The 23,122-nt window shown below is 50.2% G+C and carries 24 protein-coding genes; 13 read left to right on the top strand and 11 right to left on the bottom strand.

All coding sequences use genetic code 11. The features are described from left to right. Positions 1-10 precede the first annotated feature (10 nt). Complete coding sequence (locus M2133_RS11895; RefSeq protein WP_277466362.1) at positions 11-1,273, bottom strand: ABC transporter permease; 1,263 nt, start codon at positions 1,271-1,273, stop codon at positions 11-13. A gap of 619 nt (positions 1,274-1,892) precedes the next feature. Between M2133_RS11895 and M2133_RS11890 the strand changes: the two genes are divergently transcribed. Continuing rightward, entirely contained in the window at positions 1,893-4,985 is a 3,093-nt protein-coding gene (locus tag M2133_RS11890; protein ID WP_277466361.1) for a TonB-dependent receptor, read from the top strand. A gap of 28 nt (positions 4,986-5,013) precedes the next feature. After that, positions 5,014-6,486 (top strand): RagB/SusD family nutrient uptake outer membrane protein, encoded by a 1,473-nt coding sequence (locus M2133_RS11885; RefSeq protein ID WP_277466360.1) that lies wholly within the window; start codon positions 5,014-5,016, stop codon positions 6,484-6,486. 82 nt (positions 6,487-6,568) lie between these two features. On the opposite strand, the gene M2133_RS11880 is transcribed toward M2133_RS11885, so the two are convergent. The 10 genes from M2133_RS11880 to M2133_RS11835 form a co-directional block, all read right to left on the bottom strand. Next, a complete protein-coding gene (locus tag M2133_RS11880) occupies positions 6,569-6,937 on the bottom strand; it encodes a diacylglycerol kinase family protein (protein WP_277466359.1) in 369 nt (122 codons plus the stop codon). A gap of 786 nt (positions 6,938-7,723) precedes the next feature. Next, entirely contained in the window at positions 7,724-8,833 is a 1,110-nt protein-coding gene (gene pdxB, locus M2133_RS11875) for a 4-phosphoerythronate dehydrogenase PdxB (RefSeq protein WP_277466358.1), read from the bottom strand. A 2-nt stretch (positions 8,834-8,835) separates the two neighbouring features. After that, positions 8,836-9,498 (bottom strand): ribonuclease H family protein, encoded by a 663-nt coding sequence (locus tag M2133_RS11870; RefSeq protein WP_277466357.1) that lies wholly within the window; start codon positions 9,496-9,498, stop codon positions 8,836-8,838. Then, positions 9,498-10,274, bottom strand: a complete 777-nt coding sequence (locus M2133_RS11865; protein ID WP_277466356.1) for a GDSL-type esterase/lipase family protein — start codon at positions 10,272-10,274, stop codon at positions 9,498-9,500. Before M2133_RS11865 ends, M2133_RS11870 begins: the two co-directional genes overlap by 1 nt. A 25-nt stretch (positions 10,275-10,299) precedes the next feature. After that, positions 10,300-10,935, bottom strand: a complete 636-nt coding sequence (locus M2133_RS11860; protein WP_277466355.1) for a DUF3256 family protein — start codon at positions 10,933-10,935, stop codon at positions 10,300-10,302. Next, a complete protein-coding gene (locus tag M2133_RS11855; RefSeq protein WP_277466354.1) occupies positions 10,932-11,219 on the bottom strand; it encodes a virulence protein in 288 nt (95 codons plus the stop codon). Before M2133_RS11855 ends, M2133_RS11860 begins: the two co-directional genes overlap by 4 nt. Next, positions 11,207-11,395, bottom strand: a complete 189-nt coding sequence (locus M2133_RS11850; RefSeq protein ID WP_277466353.1) for a hypothetical protein — start codon at positions 11,393-11,395, stop codon at positions 11,207-11,209. The genes M2133_RS11855 and M2133_RS11850 overlap by 13 nt, the downstream gene beginning before the upstream one ends. Before the next feature lie 43 nt (positions 11,396-11,438). Then, positions 11,439-12,335 (bottom strand): DMT family transporter, encoded by an 897-nt coding sequence (locus M2133_RS11845; protein ID WP_277466352.1) that lies wholly within the window; start codon positions 12,333-12,335, stop codon positions 11,439-11,441. A 90-nt stretch (positions 12,336-12,425) separates the two neighbouring features. After that, on the bottom strand, positions 12,426-13,190 hold the full coding sequence (truA, locus tag M2133_RS11840) for a tRNA pseudouridine(38-40) synthase TruA (protein WP_277466351.1): 765 nt from the start codon (positions 13,188-13,190) through the stop codon (positions 12,426-12,428). Positions 13,191-13,321: 131 nt separating this feature from the next. Beyond that, a complete protein-coding gene (locus M2133_RS11835) occupies positions 13,322-14,833 on the bottom strand; it encodes an NAD(P)H-hydrate dehydratase (protein ID WP_277466350.1) in 1,512 nt (503 codons plus the stop codon). 144 nt (positions 14,834-14,977) lie between these two features. Between M2133_RS11835 and hpt the strand changes: the two genes are divergently transcribed. The 11 genes from hpt (at position 14,978) to M2133_RS11780 (ending at position 23,096) form a co-directional block, all read left to right on the top strand. Further along, positions 14,978-15,517, top strand: coding sequence for a hypoxanthine phosphoribosyltransferase (gene hpt, locus M2133_RS11830; RefSeq protein ID WP_277466348.1), 540 nt, complete (start codon positions 14,978-14,980; stop codon positions 15,515-15,517). 91 nt (positions 15,518-15,608) lie between these two features. Continuing rightward, the gene (locus tag M2133_RS11825) at positions 15,609-16,181 is read left to right on the top strand and encodes an adenylate kinase (protein WP_277466347.1); all 573 of its coding nucleotides are present in this window, start codon (positions 15,609-15,611) and stop codon (positions 16,179-16,181) included. 237 nt (positions 16,182-16,418) lie between these two features. Continuing rightward, positions 16,419-17,576, top strand: coding sequence for a GTPase ObgE (obgE, locus tag M2133_RS11820; RefSeq protein ID WP_277466346.1), 1,158 nt, complete (start codon positions 16,419-16,421; stop codon positions 17,574-17,576). After that, positions 17,554-18,372 carry a peptidoglycan editing factor PgeF gene (pgeF, locus tag M2133_RS11815; protein WP_277466345.1) on the top strand — a complete coding sequence of 273 codons (819 nt, stop codon included), beginning with the start codon at positions 17,554-17,556 and terminating at the stop codon, positions 18,370-18,372. The genes obgE and pgeF overlap by 23 nt, the downstream gene beginning before the upstream one ends. 92 nt (positions 18,373-18,464) lie before the next feature. Next, a complete protein-coding gene (locus tag M2133_RS11810) occupies positions 18,465-19,154 on the top strand; it encodes a phenylalanine--tRNA ligase beta subunit-related protein (RefSeq protein WP_277466344.1) in 690 nt (229 codons plus the stop codon). A gap of 122 nt (positions 19,155-19,276) precedes the next feature. Next, a complete protein-coding gene (locus M2133_RS11805; RefSeq protein WP_277466343.1) occupies positions 19,277-19,477 on the top strand; it encodes a winged helix-turn-helix domain-containing protein in 201 nt (66 codons plus the stop codon). Between the two features lie 166 nt (positions 19,478-19,643). Next, positions 19,644-19,937: a hypothetical protein gene (locus M2133_RS11800; protein ID WP_277466342.1), complete on the top strand. Its 294-nt coding sequence runs from the start codon at positions 19,644-19,646 to the stop codon at positions 19,935-19,937. Positions 19,938-19,942: 5 nt separating this feature from the next. After that, positions 19,943-20,239, top strand: coding sequence for a cell division protein ZapA (locus M2133_RS11795; RefSeq protein WP_277466341.1), 297 nt, complete (start codon positions 19,943-19,945; stop codon positions 20,237-20,239). 105 nt (positions 20,240-20,344) lie between these two features. After that, on the top strand, positions 20,345-21,880 hold the full coding sequence (gene rny, locus M2133_RS11790) for a ribonuclease Y (RefSeq protein WP_277466340.1): 1,536 nt from the start codon (positions 20,345-20,347) through the stop codon (positions 21,878-21,880). A gap of 16 nt (positions 21,881-21,896) precedes the next feature. After that, positions 21,897-22,709, top strand: coding sequence for a TrmH family RNA methyltransferase (locus M2133_RS11785; RefSeq protein WP_277466339.1), 813 nt, complete (start codon positions 21,897-21,899; stop codon positions 22,707-22,709). A 12-nt stretch (positions 22,710-22,721) separates the two neighbouring features. Continuing rightward, positions 22,722-23,096: a 2-amino-4-hydroxy-6-hydroxymethyldihydropteridine diphosphokinase gene (locus M2133_RS11780; protein WP_277466338.1), complete on the top strand. Its 375-nt coding sequence runs from the start codon at positions 22,722-22,724 to the stop codon at positions 23,094-23,096. Positions 23,097-23,122 lie beyond the last annotated feature (26 nt).

Below are 23,122 nucleotides of genomic sequence, written 5' to 3'. Positions count from 1 at the left end.
GTGCGTTGTGTTAATTTGTTGCATTCAGTGAATCGGTAGCCTGTGCACGTGAGGCTTGCCAGGCGGGTATGCCGGTCGACAGTAGGTTGATAAGCAAACTAAGCACTACCACCACCAGGAGCAAAGCCGGCTGGATGATCATATTCAATTGCAGGTCGACATCGGGCCGTTCCAACAAACTGCCTTTGGCGATATAAAAGAACGCCAACGACAGGCAGAAGCCGATCGCACTGCCGATCAGCGTAACTACCAGATTCTCGGCCAAGATCTGTCCGGTCACGGTCTGCGCGGTAGCGCCGAAAGCCTTGCGTAGTCCGATCTCCGGTCGGCGTTTCCGGATCTGGGAAATGATAATACCCAACAGATTGAAGACGGGAAGCAACAGGAAGAGCGCGGCCAGCGAGAGCATGCCCGAAAACGTGCCACTCATGCGCTCGCCTTGAATAAAGGTGAACATCAACTGCGTACTGGTCAACGGCTGCCCCCAGATATTAGCAAAAAACTCCTTTTGTCCGGAATTGAACGTCTCGATCCGGCTGTTCACCTCCTGCCGTACTTTCGCGAAGTCGGCCGACGACCGCGCCAGGATACACACCCGCAACTGCCCGCCGATCCCTTCGACCGCATCCCCGTTCATCAACGCTTTATTCACCGAATAAGGAATCCATATCTCACCATAGGCCTCGCCGACCGCTTCACTCACCGGGTGGACAACGCCCTGGATCGTATACTCCACAAAGTCTAACTGCAAGGTTTGCCCCACCACCTCCGTGGTGCCGAAGAACTGCCGGGCGACATCCTCCGTAATCACAGCCGCCGGGATCGCCGACGCAAAGATCGCCTCCGTCAGGGGCGAGCCATTGAGAAAGCGGAAGTCAAACACATCCCAGAAGTGATGATCTACCTCGCGCACATCGCCTTCGCGCACGAATTTGTTTCCCGCTACGGAGATCCGTTTCTGACGTACATTCGTGCCGACCGCCGTCACCGTCTCGGGCGTGGTCAATGAATAAAAACATTCCTTTACCATGCGCACACCCAATGCGCCGCCCCGGTAACCACTGCCTTGTTCGTTGATCCCTTCGATGATATTGACATACAACATCCGATGCCGCTCGGACACCGGTGCAAACGACGAAGTCTTCACCTGATAAACCCATACCAGTACCATCATCATGGCCACCGATAAAGCCGTGCCCAGGATCGTCAAGAAACTCACCAGCGGATTCTCCCGTAAGGAAGCCAATGCCTGTTTGAAGTATTGCTTATACATACATCTGTCTTTATTTTCCCTTCGCCAAACAAATAGTATGCCATAAAAATAATAGGCTAACAATAAGGCGATTAACAAGAACGCATCTGTTCAATACCGGACAGTCAGGTTAGAAATGAACACCTGCCGGCGCCTTTGCATGGAGTTATTAAACTGTTACTCAACAGCCAAGCGAAATATTCATTTATCACTTTTCTTTTTGTAAAAGTTTGGATTTATTAAAATAAACACTACATTTGGGCGGATTAATCTAGCAAAAAACACGTACACAGAGTGTGTATCATTTGAAAATCTAAACTTAAAAACAAAAAACGCAATGTCATGAGAAACACAAGTAGCAGGGTAATGTCCTCCCCTTAGTGCTCTATTAGCGCTTACATAAGAAAAAATCACAGACACCCCCTATATCTATGTATGGGCCGGGCGGTTTTTCTTCTATGAGGGAGGAATAAAACAAGAGAGAAATAGCGATAAAGTTATCATTGTCTATCAGTGATGATTCATGTTCACGGGTATATATTATGTATGCTCGAATGTGAAAGGAATACTTATGTACCGATATAAGTATGTCCGATCCAGTTCTATAGAGATAATCTACCTTTTTAATTAATAATGTAATATGAGAAAACTGAGTGTTGTTTTAGTTATTCTTGTGCTGTCGTTACAGTTTATTCTGGCACAGGAAAGGCAAATTACAGGTAAGGTAACATCCTCGGAAGACGGTCTTCCGATGATTGGTGTTGCAGTAATGGACAGACAAAGCATGCGTGGCGGCGCCACCAATGTGGACGGAGAATTTTCGATCCGGGTAAATGAACGGACCAAGAGTCTCCAATTCTCTTATGTAGGGTACAAAACCATTGAAGTACCCATTACCGGAAATCATCTGACCGTGGTATTGGAACCCGATTTCGTAGCGATCGACGAAGTGATGGTCGTCGCTTACGGTACGGGAAAGAAATCGACGTTCACCGGATCGGCTACGGTCGTTAAGAGTGAAGCGTTGGAGAAGATTACTACCTCCAATATCACCCAAGCGTTGCAAGGACAGAGTAGTGGGGTGCAGGTGATCAACAGCAGCGGTCAACCGGGCGATAGCGGTTCGATCCTGATCCGCGGGATCGGTTCGATGAACGCCTCCAGTTCTCCGCTTTATGTGGTCGACGGGGTGGCTTACGATGGATTTATGAATGCGATCAACCCGGCGGATGTCGAGTCGATGACCGTATTGAAAGATGCTTCGGCCACCGCATTGTACGGCTCGCGCGCTGCCAACGGGGTGATTATGATCACCACCAAAAAGGGAGCTTCCGATAAAGGACAGATCAACTTCCGCTCGACCTGGGGCTATTCCAACCTGGCGGTCGATCTGCCACGCGCCCTGTCGCCACAGGAGTTTACGACCCTGACCTGGCGGGCCATGCGCAACGGACGCCTCGATCAAGGCTATACGGCCGAAGAAGCCAATCAATACGCTACGACCAATCTGAAGAATGAGTTGAAGATCAACCCGTTCAGTATCGATCAACCGGTAGGATTGAATGGCGAGATGGATCCGAACGCCCAATTGATGTACTGGGGCGACTGGCGGGATGAAGTGCTCAAATCGCGTCTGCGTCAGGAATACAACCTCGACTTCAGCGGAAAGAACGATAAAGCGGACTACTTCTTCTCCGGCGGTTACGTCAACGATAAAGGGATTTTTGCCGCGCAGGAATTCGAGCGTTTCTCCTTGCGTTCGAACCTGAACTACCAGGTGAAGAACTGGCTGAAGGTAGGGACCAACACCTCCCTTTCGCATTCCCGCCGGGAAGTGTGGCTCGACAGCTCGACGATCTGGTTCCTGCGCACCATCTCTCCGAACTATCCGGTCTATGTATGGGATCCGGCAACAGGAGACTACCAACGCGACGGCAATGGCAACAAGATATACGATTATGGAGATAACCGTCAGGCATGGACCGCCTGGAACCCGCTGGCCGACGCCGCGTATAACCCCTCACCCGAAACGACCAATAATGTATCGACACGTAACTATATCGAGATCACTTTCCTGCCGGAACTGAAATTCCGCACAAACTTCAGTGTCGACCATTACAACCGGACATACGACGGATACACCAATCCCGAGTACGGTTATGCTTCCGGTTATGGAGGAGAAGTATATAAAGAATCGAGACAGAATCTTTCGTATACGATCAACAACCTGTTGACTTACGATAAAACTTTCGGCGATCATCGCGTGAACGTATTACTGGGACAGGAGGCGTATTCCATGCATTACAAATATCTGCAAGCCGCCAAAAGAGGTCTCCCGTTCCTGGGACTGACCGAGATCGATTCGGCTTCCGAAATGAGTTCCATGCGTTCGTACTCCGACAAATACCGCCTGTTGAGCTGGTTGAGCCGTGTGGAATACGAATACAAAGACCGTTACTATGTGTCGGGTAGCTTCCGTACCGACGGTTCTTCCCGTTTCCATCCGGACAGCCGCTGGGGTGAATTCTGGTCGATAGGTGCCTCCTGGCGTATGTCGAATGAAGATTTCATGGACGCCTACCACTGGATCGACAACCTGAAACTGAAAGCCAGCTACGGTGCCGTGGGTAACGACCAGCTGAGCACGTATTATGCTTATCAGGGACTCTATGCTACCGGCAACAACGACTATAGCGATGCCGGTGTAAAGATCAGCCGCCTGGCGAATAAAGACCTGAAATGGGAAACCAACCTTCAGTTGAATGTCGGATTGGAATTCGCTTTGTTCAACAAGCTGAACGGTGAATTCGAATGGTTCAAGCGCAAATCCAAAGACCTGCTCTTCGGTATGCCGATGGCGCCGTCGACCGGTTTCAGCAGTATCGACCGTAACATTGGCGACGTGCAAAACCAGGGCGTTGAGTTCCAGCTGAGCTATACCCCGTTCCAATCCAAAGACTTCCGCTGGAGCATCGATCTGAACGGTACACACTACACGAACAAGATCACCAAACTGCCGCAGGATGAGATCAACTCCGGTTATTTCAAATGGCGGGAAGGCGAATCGCGCTACAACTTCTGGGGCATCGAATATGCAGGAGTCAATCCGGAAAACGGACGCGACCAGTATTGGAAGAATATTTATGAAACCGTTGGAGGAGAAGAAGTATTGGTTGGCCGGGAGAAAACGGAAGACTATAACGCCGTAACCAGCGACAAGCATAAAAAATACCTGGGCGACGCCATTCCAAAGATCTTCGGCGGATTGACAAACAACCTGTATTATAAAGGTATCGACCTGTCGTTTATGATCTATTACAGCATTGGCGGCAAACTCTACGACGGCGACTATTCTCAGATGATGGCCTACCGTACCGGTTACAGCATGCACCCCGATATGTTGGACGGTTGGAGTGAATCCAATACCAACGCTTCGCTGCCGCGTATCTCTACCCAGTATGCCAGTTATATGGGATCGTACACGAGCAAGTTCTTGTACGACAATACCTTCTTCCGCTTGCGCAACCTGACCGTGGGTTACACATTGCCCAAGTCGCTGACTTCACGTTTCGATGTCAACTCCCTGCGCCTGTTCGTTCAGGGCGATAATATCCTGACGTTAGGAAACGCACAGAAACGGGGAACCGACCCGGAACAATCTGTTTCCGGAACGACAGACAACCGCTTCCCGACCACCAAGTCGATCTCTTTCGGTATACAGATAAATCTATAAGACATTCATCCATAAAAGAATATAAGTTATGAAAAAGATAATATATTCACTTCGTTTGACCGGCCTCCTGGTATTGACCGCGCTCGTGGTCTCCTCATGCAGTGATTTCCTCGAGACCTCTCCTTCCACTTCGGTGGCCGACACCGACGTGTTCAACACCATCGCCGGGGCACAGGCTGCCCTGAACGGATCCTACTACCATATGCGCGCCTACAATAGCGGAGGTGCCAACCGGCAAGACGACTACGGTATTCCTTCCATCCAGATGATCTCGGACGCTTGCGGCGAAGATGTCATCATGTGGGGTGGATGGTACGTGTACAACTATAACTACTGGGGAGAAACCCGTGGCGATATCTACCGTTCCAGCCAGTTATGGCAATTCCTCTATCGGTTGATCAACAATGTCAACTCCATTTTAGCGTATACCGACAATTGCTCGGGCTCGGATCTCGAAAAGCAATACATCAAAGGACAGGCACACGCGATCCGCGGTTGGGCTTACTTCACTCTGGCACGCCTCTTTCAGCAAACCTATATCATTGCGAAAGATATGCCCGGCGTTCCTCTCTACCTGGAACCAACAACCGATCAGACCGAAGGCAAACCTCGTGGCACACTGGAAGATACTTACCGCCAAGTATTGGCCGACCTGACCGCTGCCGAAACCATGCTGGAAGGCTACAACCGCGGCAGCCGGATCAATACGTTCGACCAGTCGGTCGTACAGGGTGTCCTGGCACAGGTTTACCAGGTGATGCACAACTGGTCGAAATGTGAAGAATATGCCAAAAAGCTGTTAGCCAAGTATCCATTGACCACCAATGAAGAATACTTGGGAGGTTTCAGCGACGAGACCGTTCCGTCCTGGATCTGGGGGATGCGTCAGACCGAAGAGCAGAACATGGGCGACTACTCACCCTATGCGATGTGGGCTAACGGTTCGCGCAAATGTTTCTCGTTCGTCGGCTGGTTCTCTGCCGATAAGTTTGTGGAATTGTTCGACCAGGACGATATCCGCTATCAGTTCGAAGTCTGGTGGGATATCATCTATGCCTCTTACAAATTCCGTGATAAAGAGGATTGTCGGGGATCGATTGTTTTCATGCGTACGGAAGAGATGTTGCTCACCGCCGCCGAAGCTTGCGTTTACCTGGGCAAAGAAAACGAAGCGAAAGAACTCCTTTGGAGCCTTCAGGATATGCGTAATGCCAAACGCACAGAAGCATCCGGCGATGAATTGTTGAAAGGCATCTGGCTCGAACGCCGCAAAGAGATGTATGGCGAAGGTCATGCCCTGTTCGATCTGGTCCGCACACAGCAACCCCTGTTGCGTGAAGGCAACCACGATGCCTATGGCGGTAGCCACCAATTCCCGGCCCGTTCCTGGCGCTTTATCTTCCAACTCCCATCAAACGAGTTGAAGAACAACGACGCCTTAGTGGATGATATCTGGCCCGCCGGCGACCAGAATCCGTATAGCGGAGTCTACACGCCCTGATCAGTCAGAAAAAAACCATGAGGGTGTATCAAAAGGTTCCTAAAACTTAGGAACCTTTTGATACACCCTCATATTTTCTTTTTTACAATATCTTCGGAAGAAAAACAATCAACCCGACTACCGCCGCCATGATTGCCGCCAATAAGACCGCACCGGCCGCCAGGTCTTTGGCCTGTTTGATGTATTCATTGGGCGCCTCCGACACCGCATCACCCAGCGCTTCGATCGCCGAATTGAATGCCTCGGCAGCCAAAACCAAACCGATCACCCCCACAACGGCCACCCATTCCCAGGCAGCAATGCGCAGCCACCATCCGGCAATCAACACACAAACCGTCGCAAAAAGATGAATCCAACTATTCGGCTCATGCGTAAACAACCGCGCAATCCCCCGGAAAGCATATTTGAAGCTATTCAATCGCTTACGAAAAGTAAACCCATTGTTTTTCATAAAAATCATTTTTTACAAAGATAAAGAAAGCCGAACGCAGAACCAAGCTCGCTTGAGTTATGCTGAGGCGTATCCTATCTTCGATTCCATTTATGGAATCAAAGATAGTGAAAGCCGAATACAGATCCAAGCTTGCTTGGGTATGCCGAGGCGCATAAGCCAGACTTTCGCCGGGAGTATTCACTTGTTGATAACCGTCAACACATTTGTTGATAACTATCAACAGATCTGTTGACAATTATCAACAAATATGTTGATAGTTATCAACAAATACCTACTCTTTATAATGGATTGATTTACTGTTTCTTATACTTGCCTAAAATCAAGGGTAAAAAACTTCCGGTACTTTGCGCGCAAACTACTAATAGTTTGTCGACAAACTACCGGTAGTTGGTGCACAAACTACCGGTAGTTTCTGGAGAGAATATTAATGCTTCATTTTCAATGGTTTAGAAATTGCATTAAAGAAAATCTTCCGATTTTCTTCAGTAGTTAGTAGTGGGTAGTTAGTAGTTAGTAGGCGCGGAGCGGTAAATAGAAGGGAATTTGAAGATGGGCTGGTGATAGCAGATGGACATTCTTGGCTCCCCTTCTTAGAAAAGAAGGGGGTGGACCAGAGCCGTAGGCGATGGTGGGGTAGTTTGATCCTAATTTTGTATGAGATAGGTGTTTATCTTTTATTCCAGCATTCAAACTACCCCACCGCTGCAAGCAGCGGTCCCCCCCTTCTTTTCTAAGAAGGGGAGCGAGAATGTCCATCTGCTATCACCGGAAAATCTTCACTTCTCAAAAAACCCGAAACCCCAGCCTTTTCAAAACCCCTGCCTCCGTCGCTGTAGCATGAGTAACGGTATAGGCTTTGAATTCGCGGGGATGGTGGTAGTTGGCGCGGAAAGATTCAAACTGATCGGGCGCCTGACGCAGGGCGTGATCGACCGGGCGGGGATCGAAAACAGAAAGGATCGCCTGTTCCACCCGGTTTTCCGCATAAGCGTTCAGGTCGATCACCGGCTGGAGGGGCGCGGGTGGGGCCACCTTATCGAGGCCGTTGATGGTGATCCGGAAGAAACGGCTGATTTCTTCGAGACACATACGGGTGGCATTGGCTTTGCCGTCGGCGGAGAAGCCGGCGATATGCGGGGTGGCAACTGCCGTTTGCGCCAATAAAGGAAGGGAGATTCGGGGTTCACCTTCCCAGCAGTCGAGGATCAGGGCGCCGATCTTTCCGGTTGCCCTGCCTTGCAACAACGCGTCGGTATCGGTGACAGCCCCCCGGCAGGTATTGATCAGCCAGGGCTTGCGGGCAAACGAGTCGACCAATCCGGGATGGATCAGATGAGCGGTCGGGAACTGCCCTTCGCGTGTCAAAGGCGTATGCAGAGTGATAATATCCGCTTCCTGAGCGATCGTTTCCAGCGAGACGAAACCCTCCGGCCCTTCCTCTTTCGCCCGGGGCGGGTCATTGCGCAAGACACGCATTCCATACGCCGTACAGAGCTGTTCGACCCAACGGCCGACATGGCCTACGCCAACAATCCCAAGGGTTTTATCCGCCAGCGGTTCGCCCGTTTGCAGCGACAACAGGATCAGCGAAGCCAATACATATTCGGCAACCGAGCGTGCATTGCTGCCCGGCGCGTTCTTCCAGGTGATGCCCGCCTCTGCGCAATAGGCCGTATCGATATGATCGAAGCCGATCGTCGCCGTGGTGATCAGCCGCACCCGGCTGCCTTCCAACACCGCCCGACTACATTTATCTATGCTGCGCACAATCAACACATCCGCCTGGCGAACAGCCTCCGCAGTAAACTGCCCGGATGAGAGGTACGTCACTTCCCCTATCGATTCAATGACTCCCTTAAGAAAAGGGATGGTATTATCGGCTATAATCTTCATATTCATTTCCTCCCGAAATCCGCCGGGATCTCTCCCCATTCGGCGGTGTTCCATTTGAGAATCTTGTTTTTGTAGGTGTGGGTTTTGAGCCATTTCTCGGCGCGTTCGATCAGGTCGAAGATGGGTTCGTTCGCGGGGACACGCTCCAACAGGGTCTTGGCTTTCTTGTTCTTCACCCATTTGATGGCGTTCATGCTGTCGGAATAGACGGGCAGGTCGCTCTTTTTCTGCTGAAGTAAAGCCAGGCCATGCACCAAAGCCAGGAATTCACCCACGTTGTTCGTGCCTTTCTTGTACGGGCCGATGCGGAAAAGTTCTTGTTTGTTGGCGGTGTAGACGCCCCGGTACTCCATATCGCCGGGGTTACCGCTACAGGCGGCATCGACGGAGATGCTGTTCCATACAATGGAAGCCCCCCCACCCCCCGAAGGGGGGATTGAAGAGATGTCCGCACTTTTAAGCCTCTCCTTGGGGGAGGTGGGTGGGGCCGTCTTTAAATATTCGAAGTAGCCCGCCTCATAAGCATTTACCGCGGCTTCCCGGCTCTCGAACGATTTATATTTGGCGCCTTCGTAGCCTTCGACCTGCAGTTTGCAGTCCGTCCAGTTCTCATAGATACCCGGATTGACCCCGTTCCAGACGACGTAAAACTTTTTTTTTGCCATCAGTGATTGCCTGTTTTTAGGATGCGATAGATGGCTTTGCCCCAGAACTCACCCAGGCGGGCAGCTCCCGTTTCGTTGGGATGCAGGTAGAAAGTACCGGCATTGCCGTCTTCCGGGATCAGGAACTCCGCGTAATTCGCCTGAAAGAAATCGGAGGCTTCGGTATCTCCGATAAAGACATGGCCGGGATGGGTCTGCCCATACGCCTCGACCAGGGCTTCCAGTTGCGGGAAATAATTATTCAACCGCTCCAGTCCGGCTTTCAGATACATCGAACTATTATAGGTATTGGGGCTATACCAGATCGGTTTATGCAATACGATCTTCGCCTGCGGATACAGCCGGAGGAGTTCATCGAGGATCACCTGCATATTGGTATAATACTGTTGCGGGGAGACCGGCGAACCGTTGGGTCCTTTGATGGCGCTGTCGTTCGTGCCGAGCATGATCGAGAAGATCAGTTCCGCCCAGTCTTCATCGGCGAACGCATCGGCGGCTTCGCGTACCTTCGGGAACAAAGTTTGACTGGCGGGCAGGAAGTCCACGGTTGTCTTTCCGCTTACCCCCTGGTTGGAGTAACGCACGCTACCGATATCCGCCTGGTTCTTCAGCCAAAGGCAGGCTTTGACCGGGGGAGCCTGGTGTTTCGGCTTGTCGATCAGTACCCCTTGGGTAATGCTATTCCCGATATACACGATATTCAGATACTTTTTCGTCTCTTGGGCGGCTGCGGACAAACAACAGACAGCCAATAGGATCATACATAATTTGCGCATAACCAGCTCAGATTAAGGAAAGAAATTATTTCAAGCGATATTTATTCCAGGTGTAGACTTTCGGCTCTTCCCGAAGAAAAGAGGCGACCTTCGTCCGGGCTTCTTCCGACAGGTAAGAAGGCGTTGTATAGGTAGCCGACAAGGTGAGCGACTCCGGATTCAATTGGTAATGGATCAGTTCCATATCCAAGAGCGACAAGGCGTCGAGCCAGGCCGCACTTTGCCGATCGGCATCCGCGTGTAGGAACTCCTCCCGGGAGGCCGGCGTAAACAACTCCTCGGCATCCAATGGTTCCCATTCCGGCGAATAGAAATCCACCCGGCTATCCGCCACCGGACCATATACGGTCGTGACCACACAGATGATCGGCGTATTATTCACCAAGGGAAAGAGCTTCATCTCCAACGTGCTCCGCTCGGTCGTCTGCAACAACAGATAATCCGGCGTCAGCTTCTTCAGTTCGGAATGCCCCGCGATCATATTCTGCAAGCGGGCTTCCTTTCCGGAATTATACAAATCGACCAGGTCCTTGCGCCAAGCCGTCTCCAACTGCGGCAGATAACTATCCGGCATCCCCGAAAAGAGGGTGGCCATATCCTGGGCGTAAGTATTTAGAGAGACAAAATATGAAAGGAAAAAGACTAAAAGTGTATGTTTCATTTTTGTTTTCTTTTTACAGAAAGTGTAAAGTCTGACCAGTCTTCCATACGGAAAGCACGAATATCTCTGACTGAACTCACAAACCATTCAATCTCTTTTAAGGTGTTAATAGCATCGAAGAGATTAGACATATCCCGGTTTTGTGAAACATAAACACTACCTTGTATATTATAGAATTCATATTTTCTTAATATCTTACCAATCTCAAAGTATGCGTTATTGTAGGGTTCACCATAATGAACTTTCAGATCAGCAACAGCCATATCAAATGCTATAGCGTACATAGTTCTATCTTTTTGAAGTATTCTGCTTCTCCAAAGAAGATTCTTCCCTGATCGTCTTTTATAGCAATAACCAATCCCCTAAACGGATTCTGTTCCAAATCTATAACCACACCTTCTACCCACTCGTCCAATCCGGTAAGACGTGGATTTACTTTTGCTCTATCTCCTATTTTCATAAATAAACACGTTAATGTATGTACAAAGATAACGCATTCCCTCTTACCGTGTTCCCCAATAAATAAATAACATTCCTAAAAACACCAAAAAGAGGTCGAAAGCTTTGCGCTTCAGGTTCTTTTCGTGGAAGAAAAGGGCGCCGGCGGTGAAGGTGACGATCACATTGCTTCGGCGGATCATGGAGACGATGGAGATCATGGACTCGGGGAAACTCAAGGCGTAGAAATAGATCCAATCGGCCGCTAAGAGAAAGACGGAGATAAAGATGATATTCCAATGCCAGACAAAAGGCGTTGATTTTTTTCGCCGCGGATACCATAAGAATAACAAGATCACCGTCATCATCAGGCATTGATATACATTGAACCACACCTGTACGGTCATCACATCCAGGCTTTTCATCAGGTGTTTATCGTATAATCCACTAAGCGACCCGGTGATCACCGACATGATGGTAAAGAAGATCCATTTGTTATGCGCGAAATGGAGACCTTCCTTTTTGCCGGCATTCGACAACAGGAAGAAAGAGAGAAGAGCCAAAAGCACACCGATCCATTGGTAAAGGTTCAAGCGTTCGCCGAAAATCAACATTGCACCCACCAGCGTCAGGATCGGTTGTGTCGCTTTGATCGGTCCGGTGATGGTCAACGGCAGATGTTTGATCCCGAAATAGCCGAACAGCCAGGACGACAAGACAATCACCGCTTTCAGAAATACGGCAGCATGCACTTCGAATGAAACACGGGGCACCTCAAACATCGTCCCGTCCAGTACCGGTGTGAAATAAGACAATAGAATAAACGGCAACAAGATCAGGCTACTGATCAAGGTATTAAGAAACAATACCGGGATAACCGCGTTACCCGTCAGCGAGACTTTCTTATTGACATCATAACATCCAAGCAGGAAGGCGGAACAAAAAGCTAAGAGTAACCACATACACTTCGTGTAAATTGACAATTGACAGTTGACAATTGACAATTAATAGTTTTAGTTTATACTTTGTTATTAGAATTATGCATTCAATTGTCAACTGTCAATTGTCAATTCGAAAATATCGTTTGGATAAACGATATTTTCCAGGAAGAGGGCGTGTCCGGGAGCTGAAGTACCGGCTTCTCCCCGGTCTTTCGATTCGATAACGCGGCGGAAACCTTCCGGTGTGAGTTTGCCCCGGCCGACTTCGAGTATGGTGCCGACGATGGCGCGTACCATATTACGCAGGAAGCGGTCGGCAGTAATCGTAAAGACCCATATTTCTCCTTGCTTTTCCCAGCCGGCATGGGTGATGCGGCAATTATTGGTTTTCACATCCGTATGCAGTTTGCTGAAACTGGTAAAGTCGAGGTAGTCGTACAGGATCGGACAAACAGCGTTCATCGCTTCAAAGTCGAGCCGGCTATGCACCCGGTACACCCATTCGTAAGTGAACGGATCTTTCTTTTCCGTCAGGTAATAGCGATAGGTACGGGCAGTGGCGTCGAACCGGGCATGCGCGTCGGAACGTACCGGAACGATCCGGTACACCACAATATCTTTCGGCAGGATACGGTTCAGTTTATCGGCCAGAAACGCCGGATCGGCAATCGGCTCCTCCCAGTCGAAGTGGGCCACCATCAAGCGGGCATGGACCCCGGCATCCGTACGCCCGGCACCGGTCACCGGCACCTCCCGGCGCAGATAAGTAGCCAATGCCTCCTCCAGCGTTTGCTGCACGGTCACCCCGTTAGGTTGCACCTGCCACCCGCAATAATTCGCTCCGTTATAGGCCAGATAAATAAAGTATCGGTTCACAATTTCTTTTTTGCTGTTTAATACTGTTTTCACAGTGCAAAGGTAGAGAATTTATAGCGTTTATTTTTCTCCATTGTCTGAATCAGCAACCTGTATTGTTCGGGCAGGTGAACAGACGTGGGATGGGGTTGTTAATTGATCTGCTTGAAAGCTTTGCCGAGCATTTCGGTGATATCACCGGCCAGCATGCTTTCTTCGGAATAGAAGGCGGCGGCCAGGTCGCCGGCGACTCCGTGCAGGTAGACACCCAGGAGGGCGGCGTGTTCCGCCGGGTAGCCGTGGGCGAGCAGCCCCAATAGTACGCCCGTCAGTACGTCACCGCTGCCGGCGGTGGCCATGCCCGGGTTGCCGCTATTGTTGAAATAGACCTCGCCTCCGGGTGTGCACAAGGCCGTGTACGCACCTTTTAATATAATGTAAACATTCTTTTCTGTGGCAAAGGTGCGGGCTTTCTCCAGGCGTTCGTAGCCGCTCTGACTGTCGCCGGCGATGCGGTCGAACTCTTTCGGATGCGGGGTGAGTAGGGTTCCGGCTGGGATTTTGGCGAATAGATCGGGGTTGGACGATAAGATATTGATACCGTCGGCATCGATGACCAGGGCTTTTTCGGCGCGCTCGAGCACTTTCTCAAAAGCGATGCCGGTCTCGAAGCTGCTTCCCAGTCCGGGACCGATGGCAATGGCGGCATAGGGCGCCAACTCGGGCACCTGGGTGAAGCGTTCCATATGCAGATCAAAGCTCAACATCGCCTCGGGAAGGGCGGTCTGGAAGATTTGCTCTCCCCGCTGAGGGATATGGGCGGTCAACAGTCCGGCGCCACTCCGCAGGCAAGCCTTAGCCGACAACAGGGCGGCTCCCATCTTGCCTTTGCTGCCGGCAATCAGGAGGGCATGGCCGAAATTCCCTTTGTGGGCAAACCGCTCCCGGGGATGGATCAGGCCGACGATATCGTTTTCCGTAACCATCCGGTAGGGCGTCTGCATCTCTTCGGTGATCACCGGATGCAGGCCGATATCGATCACTTTCCATTCGCCGGTATAAGCGGCATTCTCGGGCAGGAGGAAAGCCAATTTGGGCGATCCGAAGGTCAGGGTGAGATCCGCCTGGATAATGGCATCCGCATGGTTGGCTTGGTTGTCTTCGCCGAAGAGTCCGGACGGAATGTCAATGGATACCACGGTGGCTTCCGTTTGGTTGATGTATTGCACTACGGCAGCGTAACCGCCTTCCAGCGGACGGTTGAGTCCCGATCCGAAGAGCCCGTCGATCACCACATCCCATTTGCCCAGGGTGGGCGGGATAAACTCGCCGGAAACTTCCGTAAAGTCCACATTGCTCTCGTTGATCAGCCGGAGCCGATTCTGCTCACACTCGGGTGAGAGTTGGCGGGTGGGGTTGAACAGGTAAGCTTCGACCGTATACGAATCTTCGGCCAACAGGCGGGCGATCGCCAACGCGTCGGCGCCGTTATTGCCTTGTCCGGCAAAAACAATCAGGCGGGTCTGCCGGGAATAGCGGCGACAAAACTCCTGTACAAACGCAGTGGATGCACGTTCTACCAGATCGATGGAAGCTATCGGTTCGTTCTCAATGGTGTATTTGTCCAGCTCTTTCTGTTGCCGGGTAGTGAATATCTTTATCATGGAAGTTCAAAATTAATGGGTACATCTATTTTGCACACAAACGTACAAAAAACTATCAAGGCGTAGCCCGGAAACCTGAACCTTTTTTAGGCTTACCCGGAAAAAAAGCTTTACCTTTGCCGATCAATAATAAATTACGAGTTTATGGATCGGATTCGTTTATGGGATAAGGAATTTGAACTGTTTATCCCAGAGCAGAAAATACAAAATGCCATTGCGGAAATGGCCCAAAGAATCAAAACAGATATTGCGGACAGCAACCCTTTGTTTGTCAGTATACTCAACGGAGCGTTTATGTTTACTTCCGATCTGATGCGCGAACTGAATGGTCCTTACGAATTGACTTTTGCCCGTTATTCCTCTTATCGGGGAACTTCGACGACCGGAAGCGTTCAGGAGATCATGCCGGTGAAGGTGGATGTGAAAGACCGGATGGTATTCCTTCTGGAAGATATCATCGATACGGGCACCACGATGCAATATGTGATGAATAAGTTGCGCGAGCAAGGCGCACGGGAAGTCCGCCTGGCTACGATGCTTTATAAACCTGAGGCTATGAGATGTAACTTGGTTCCAGACTATGTTGGTCTGGAGATCCCAACAGATTTTATCGTCGGATACGGATTGGATTACGACGAGTTGGGACGGGCTTATCGGGATATTTATAAACTTAAATCGGAGTAGCTGGTAGTTAGTAGTTGGTAGTTAGTAATCGCAATGCAGGATTTTCTACTAACTACCAACTACCAACTACTAACTACTAAATATTAAAAATATGTTGAATATAGTAATTTTTGGTGCTCCCGGATCAGGGAAGGGAACCCAGAGCGAGCGATTAATTAAGGAATTTGGATTGGACCACATCTCTACGGGCGATGTATTGCGCAAAGAGATCAAAGAAGGCAGCGAGCTGGGCCGGGTAGCAAGCGAATATATCAATAAAGGCCAATTGGTTCCGGATGAACTGATTGTCGATATGCTGGCCAAGGTGTTGGATGAGAAAGAGAATGCCAAAGGAGTGATCTTCGATGGCTTCCCCCGTACGATCCCGCAGGCCGTTGCCCTGAAGAAGATGCTGAATGAGCGCGGAACGGATGTTTCGGTCATGCTCAACCTGCATGTCGAAGAAGACGAACTGATCCACCGGTTGTTGGAACGCGGAAAGGTATCCGGCCGTTCGGACGACAACCTGGAAACGATCAAGTCGCGCCTCGAAGTGTATCACAAACAGACGGCTCCCCTGGCGGATTTCTATATCCAGGAAGGCAAGCACGTCTCTATCGTCGGCAACGGTACGATCGATGATATCTTCGACAAGATCAAGAAAGCGTTAGAAGACATTAAATAGTTCTCTCACTACCCCGTCAGGGGTAGAATATGGATAACCCCGGGTGCAACCCGGGGGAAGGGCTCACCCCCTCTCTCTGAACCCCGTAGCGGGTTCAACCCCTTTCGGGGTTGCTTTGAGTGAGATGGATCCCCCCCCCCGGGTTGCACCCGGGGTTATCCATATTAAAGCCCTTCCGGGCTTCCCCAGTTCACGATATCCTTATCATTAACAATTAATAATTTAACAATTAGGAAAATGGCTGAATCAAACTTTGTAGATTACGTAAAGATCTATACACGTTCCGGAAAGGGGGGGAGGGGCTCTTCCCATTTCCGCCGGGAGAAATATATTCCCAAAGGTGGCCCTGACGGAGGTGACGGAGGGCGAGGAGGCCATGTGTGGTTGCGTGGAAACCGGAACTACTGGACACTCCTTCACCTGAAGTACGAACGGCATATCATGGCGACCAATGGCGGTGGCGGTGGTGCCAAGCGCAGCACGGGCAAGGACGGTGAAGACCGGGTGATCGACGTGCCGTGCGGTACGGCGGTCTACGATGCGGAGACCGGTGAGTTTATCTGCGACGTGACCGAAGACGGGCAGATGGTTATGCTGCTCAAAGGCGGACGAGGCGGACAGGGCAACTGGCATTTCAAGACTTCGACCAATCAAGCTCCCCGCTATTCGCAACCCGGCGAGCCGGCACAGGAACGGACCGTGATCATGCAGCTCAAGCTTCTGGCCGATGTCGGTCTTGTGGGATTCCCCAATGCCGGGAAATCGACCTTGCTCTCCGTCGTTTCGGCAGCCAAACCGAAGATCGGCAATTATCCGTTTACCACGCTGGAACCCAACCTGGGAATTGTCAGCTACCGCGACAACCGCTCGTTTGTCATGGCCGATATCCCCGGTATTATCGAAGGTGCCAGCGAAGGCAAAGGGCTGGGGCTTCGTTTCCTCAGGCATATCGAGCGCAACTCGCTCCTGTTGTTTATGATCCCCGCCGACTCGGACGATATCCGGAAGGAATATGAGATCCTGCACAATGAACTGGTCAAATACAATCCGGACCTATTGACCAAGAGTCGCGTACTGGCGATCACCAAGAGCGATATGCTCGATGATGAGTTGATCGATGCCTTGACGGAAGAATTACCCGAAGGCATTCCTTATATCTTTATCTCCGCGGTGGCGCAGACGGGGCTGGTGGCCTTGAAAGACCTCTTGTGGCGCGAACTGAATACGGAAACCTTCCACGAGGTGGAACGTATTGTGCAGAAGAGTATCGATGTGAACGCCCTGCAGTTCGACGATGATTTTGTTGTTCCGGTCATGGAAGAAGACGATGACGACTGGGATGAAGAAGAGTATGAAGCATACGACTGGGACGATGAAGAGGATCCGACACCATAATGCATTACAAGTATTTGAATCTCCTTTATTAAGTACTTCTGACGGCCTGGTTCATTTCGTTACGACCCGTAGCGGTGGCGTGAGCCAGGGCGAGTATGCCTCATTGAATCTCGGCGAATACTGTGGCGATGAGGCGGCAGCCGTGGCGGAAAACCGGAAACGGTTATGTCGTGCGTTGTGCATTGCGGAAGACGCTCTTTTTGTGCCTTACCAAACCCATGAAAGCCGGATACGGCTGATCGATTCCTCCTTTTTAGCTTTATCGAAAGAGCAACAGCGCGCAGCTTTGCAGGGCGTGGATGCTTTGATTACCCGGGAACCGGATGTTTGCATTGCGGTGACTACGGCGGATTGCGTGCCTCTCCTGTTGTATGCTCCGGAGAAGAAGGTGATTGCGGCGGTGCATGCCGGCTGGCGGGGCACGGTCTTGCAGATTGCTGCCCAAACGGTTGCGTATATGGTCGAGCGCTTCGACTGTGACGTGCGGCAGTTGCGCGCCTTTATAGGTCCGGCTATCGGTTTGGCCGATTATGAAGTAGGCGATGAGCTGGTCGATGCCTTCCGCCGGATCGAACCGGAAGTGGAGCGGGTGATCAAAGAAGATCCATTGACCGGGAAACCCCATGCCGACCTCTGGGAAGCGAACCGTTTGCAGCTCTTACGATCCGGTTTATTTGCGGAGCATATCGAAGTGTCCGGCCTTTCCACCTATTCCCATCCCGAAGATTTCTTTTCCGCCCGGCGGCAAGGGGTACGAAGCGGGCGAATGCTGACGGGAGCCGTGTTACAGAATTGAGAATTAAGAATTAAGAATCGGAGATCGCTTAGCGAAGCGTAAAGCAATGAAGAGCTCTCTCCATTATCCATTATCAATTATCCATTAAAAGAATGCTTTCCATTTCTCTTTCCAACGAAATACTGAGTATTTGTCCGGGTTTGCATGTACTGGCGCTTTCGGCAGAGGTCCGGAATGCAGAGCCGAACGCGAAGATGTGGGCGCAGATCGACCGGCTTGCCGAAGAGATCCGATCGACTTCTGCGATCGAAGAGGTGAATAAATGGGCTCCCATCCGGGCAACCCGTCAGGCGTATAAAGCTTTGGGCAAGGATCCGAACCGTTACCGCCCTTCCTCCGAGGCGTTACACCGGCGCATTCATCGGCAACTTCCGCTTTATCGAATCGATGTATTGGTGGATCTGATCAATTGGGTCTCTATCCGGAGCGGTTATTCGATCGGTGGTTTCGATCAGGATAAGATTGTCGGCGACCTGGTCTTGGGCGTCGGACGCGAAGCCGAACCCTACGAAGCGATCGGGCGCGGATTGATGAATATTGAAGGCTTGCCCGTCTACCGCGATGCAGTAGGCGGAGTGGGGACGCCGACCAGCGACGAAGAGCGCACGAAGATCGATATACATACCCATAAACTGTTAATGATAATTAATGGCTACTCCGGACCGGACGGACTGGAAGAAACCGGCCGCTTTGCCGCCAATTTGTTAAGGACATTTGCGTTAGCCGATCCTCTGGAAGCTGTCTATCTTACGGCTGACGGTTCGCGTAATATAGCTTTATAAAGTGATAAATTTTGTTATCGAATCAAAAAATAACCAACAAACATGCTAAATAACATGATTTTCTTTGCTTGTAAGTTTAAGAATGTCTACTTTTGTGTTGTTAAACATATTTATTAAGCAAAATGATTGAATTAATCGGAACAAATGCCGGCCTTGTTTGGAATACTTTGAACGAAGGTGGCAAGCAAAATGTAAAAGCAGTAAAGAAAGCAACCAAAATCAAAGCTGACAAAGATTTGTATGCCGCTCTGGGCTGGTTGGCAAAAGAAGGTAAACTGTCTTTCGAAGAGGTTGAAGGTGAGTTATTCGTTGCTTTGGTGTAATCGAGCGACGAACGAAAAAATCAGATGAGGGCTGTTCTATCCATTGAACGGCCTTTGTTTTTTAATAGCCTTTGTTTTATCGATATGGCCTTGCTTTTAAAATAATCCGGGCGTTTATTGCTTTATTCAATTCAAAGTTCTACTTTTGTATAGAATTTGGCAGGAAATGACCGAAGAACATAATAAACTGTTAGCTGTATTTGAAGTCCGGGTTCGTGATTTGATGGCGTTGTGTGACAAACAAGAGCGGAAAATTAGCGAACTGCATCGTGTGTTGGAAGAGAAAGACACCGAGTTGGATAAGGCGAAACAGGTGATCGACGAACTGAATGTCAAATGCGACAACATGCTGACGGCTCGAGCTGTTTTTATGAATGAAGGGGACATCAAGAGTGCGCGGACGCGGTTGTCTAAGTTAGTGCGGGAAGTAGATAAGTGCATTGCACTATTAAACGAATAGAAGCGATGGACGAAAAATTTCTTATACATGTAGAAATAGGTGATAAAACGTATGCTCTCCGGATTAAGCGGAGTGAAGAGGAGCAGGTTCGCCAGGCGGCCAAGCAATTAAGAAAAACGCTCCTTCAATACCGGCAGAAGTTTTCTCAATCCGAGCTCGAGATAAAAGATTTGTTAGCCATGGTTGCTTTGCAGTACGCAGTTCAGACGCTGCAACTGAAAGATCAGGATAGTGTTACGCCTATCGCGGATAAATTGCAACAACTGACCAGCGAATTGGAAGTGTATTTGGAAGGTAAATAGATTCTTTTTTGAAAGAATGGTTTCCGCACTGCTTTACATGGGTTTCCCATGGTAGAGGTAGTGCTTTTTTTATTTAAATATAAACTGAAAATTAATTGTTGTAAAATGGAAATGTCTATAATAATAGCAATAGTCACCTTTATCTTAGGAGGGATGCTGGCGTGGTTGGTTATGCGTTTCTTACTCAAATCCAAGTATAAAAATATACTTGCCGAGGCAGAGAAAGAAGCGGAAGTAATGAAAAAGAATAAGTTGCTCGAAGTGAAGGAAAAGTTCCTGCATCTGAAAGCGGACCTGGAGAAACAGGTCTCTCAACGGAATGCCAAGATACAGTCTGTCGAAGCGAAGTTGAAACAACGGGAATTGACGATCAATCAGCGTCAGGAAGACCTGCAGCGCAAGAACAGTGAAGTGGAAGCGGTCAAAGAAAACCTGTCGAACCAGATTGAACTGATCGAGAAGAAGAAACAAGAATTGGATCGGATCCACCAACGCGAGGTCGAACACCTCGAAGCCATCTCCGGTCTCTCCGCCGAAGATGCGAAAGAACGTTTGATCGAGTCGTTGAAAGACGAAGCCAAGACCGATGCCGCCTCGTATATCAACGAGATCATCGAAGAGGCGAAGCTCTCTGCCAATAAAGAAGCGAAGAAGATCGTGATCCAATCGATCCAACGGGTAGCGACGGAGACGGCTATCGAGAATTCGATCACCGTATTCCATATCGACTCGGATGAAATCAAAGGACGCATCATTGGTCGCGAAGGCCGTAATATCCGTGCGTTGGAAGCGGCTACCGGTATCGAGATCGTTGTCGATGATACCCCGGAAGCGATCGTTCTTTCCGGCTTTGACCCCGTTCGCCGCGAGATTGCCCGTTTGGCATTGCATCAACTGGTACAAGACGGACGTATCCATCCGGCGCGTATCGAAGAGGTGGTGAATAAAGTGCGTAAGCAAGTCGAAGAAGAGATTATTGAAACCGGTAAGCGGACGGCGATCGATATGGGTGTGCATGGTTTGCACCCGGAACTGATCCGTTTGATCGGTAAGATGAAATACCGTTCCTCTTACGGGCAGAATCTGTTGCAGCATGCCCGCGAAACGGCTAACCTTTGTGCCGTGATGGCTTCCGAACTGGGCTTGAACCCGAAGAAAGCCAAGCGTGCCGGTCTGTTGCACGACATCGGTAAGGTACCTGATGACGAGCCGGAATTGCCACATGCCATCCTGGGTATGAAGTTGTGCGAGAAATACAAAGAGAAACCCGATATCTGCAATGCCGTAGGTGCTCACCACGACGAAACAGAGATGCAAACCCTGTTGGCACCGATCGTACAGGTCTGCGACGCCATCTCCGGAGCCCGTCCGGGTGCCCGCCGCGAGATTGTAGAAGCCTATATCAAACGTTTGAACGACCTGGAACAATTAGCTCTGGCTTATCCGGGTGTTGTCAAGACGTATGCGATCCAGGCTGGCCGCGAACTGCGTGTGATCGTCGGAGCGGATAAGATCGATGATAAGGATACGGAAAGCCTGTCGAACGAGATCGCGAAAAAGATCCAGGATGAGATGACTTATCCGGGCCAGGTGAAGATCACGGTCATCCGTGAGACCCGTGCCGTCAGCTACGCGAAATAAATAAACCGAACAGCCGATGATCACCCCTATTTCCAGTCCGAAGAATCCGCTGATCAAAGAGATCGCGCTTATGCAAAGTAAGGCGAAAGAGCGGAAACGTGCCGGGATGATCGTGATCGAAGGAAAAAAAGAGATAAGCCTGGCCGTAAGTGCCGGGCTTTCTTTTGTAAAGATACTCTATTGTCCGCAAATCATTGCTTTGGAAGAAGCCCGAACACTGATTGGTGCGGCATGGGAGCGGGCGGAAATCTTCGAAGTCTCCGAAGCAGCCTTCTCCAAAATCTCTTACCGGGAGACGACCGGCGGGGTAGTGGTGCTGGCTACCGAGCCTTCGAAACAATTGGCCGACCTGCCGGTGAACGAACAATCTGTTTATATCATTCTGGAGGCGGTAGAGAAACCCGGCAACCTGGGTGCGATCTGCCGGGTGGCCGATGCGGCGAAGGTCGACGGTTTGATTATCAGCGATCCGCATACGGATATCTACAATCCGAACGCCATCCGTTCGAGCCTGGGCTGTGTCTTTACGGTCGACGTGGTGCAGGCCTCTTTCGAAGATACGTATGCCTGGTTGAAACGAAATGCTGTCCGCAGCTTTGCCGCCGAACTTCAAGCGTCGGAGTTCTATCATGAGACCGATCTCTCGGGACGCATCGCTTTGGTCTTCGGCACGGAAGCCACCGGGCTGACCGAGAAGTGGATTACGGGTGCCGACCGGCGCATCAAGATCCCGATGGGTGGAGTGATCGATTCGTTGAATGTCACCACCTCAGTAGCTATCCTTACCTTCGAAGCCATGCGCAGAAGGAACTTCGGAAATAATGATTAATGTTAAGGATTAATGGGAGAGAATCGCATTGTTCTTTCTTTCGGCTCCAATAGCGATAAGGAACGGAATATGGACCGGGCGATGACGCTTTTGAACCGGGCGTTCGACTCTATTCTTTTCTCCGAACGGCTCGAAACAGCTCCTTATGGTAGCTTGGCCGGTTCGGCTCCTTTTTTGAATCAACTCGCACTGGCTTATACGCCGCTCGCCGCCGAAGAGATCGTGGCGCGTTTGAAAACCATAGAAAAAGAGATCGGCCGCCGACCCGAAGATAAGTCCGGTGGCCTGATTCCCATCGATATTGATCTCTTGCAGTGGAACGATCTGATTCTCAAGCCTGAAGACCTGAAAAGAAACTATATACAAATCCTCCTACCTACGTTGTAAAAAAAGGCCGGCAGCCTTTTCAAAAA

The organism is Parabacteroides sp. PF5-6 (assembly GCF_029504695.1).
GTDB lineage: Bacteria > Bacteroidota > Bacteroidia > Bacteroidales > Tannerellaceae > QVMG01.
This window is presented reverse-complemented; position numbering and strand designations above follow the sequence as displayed.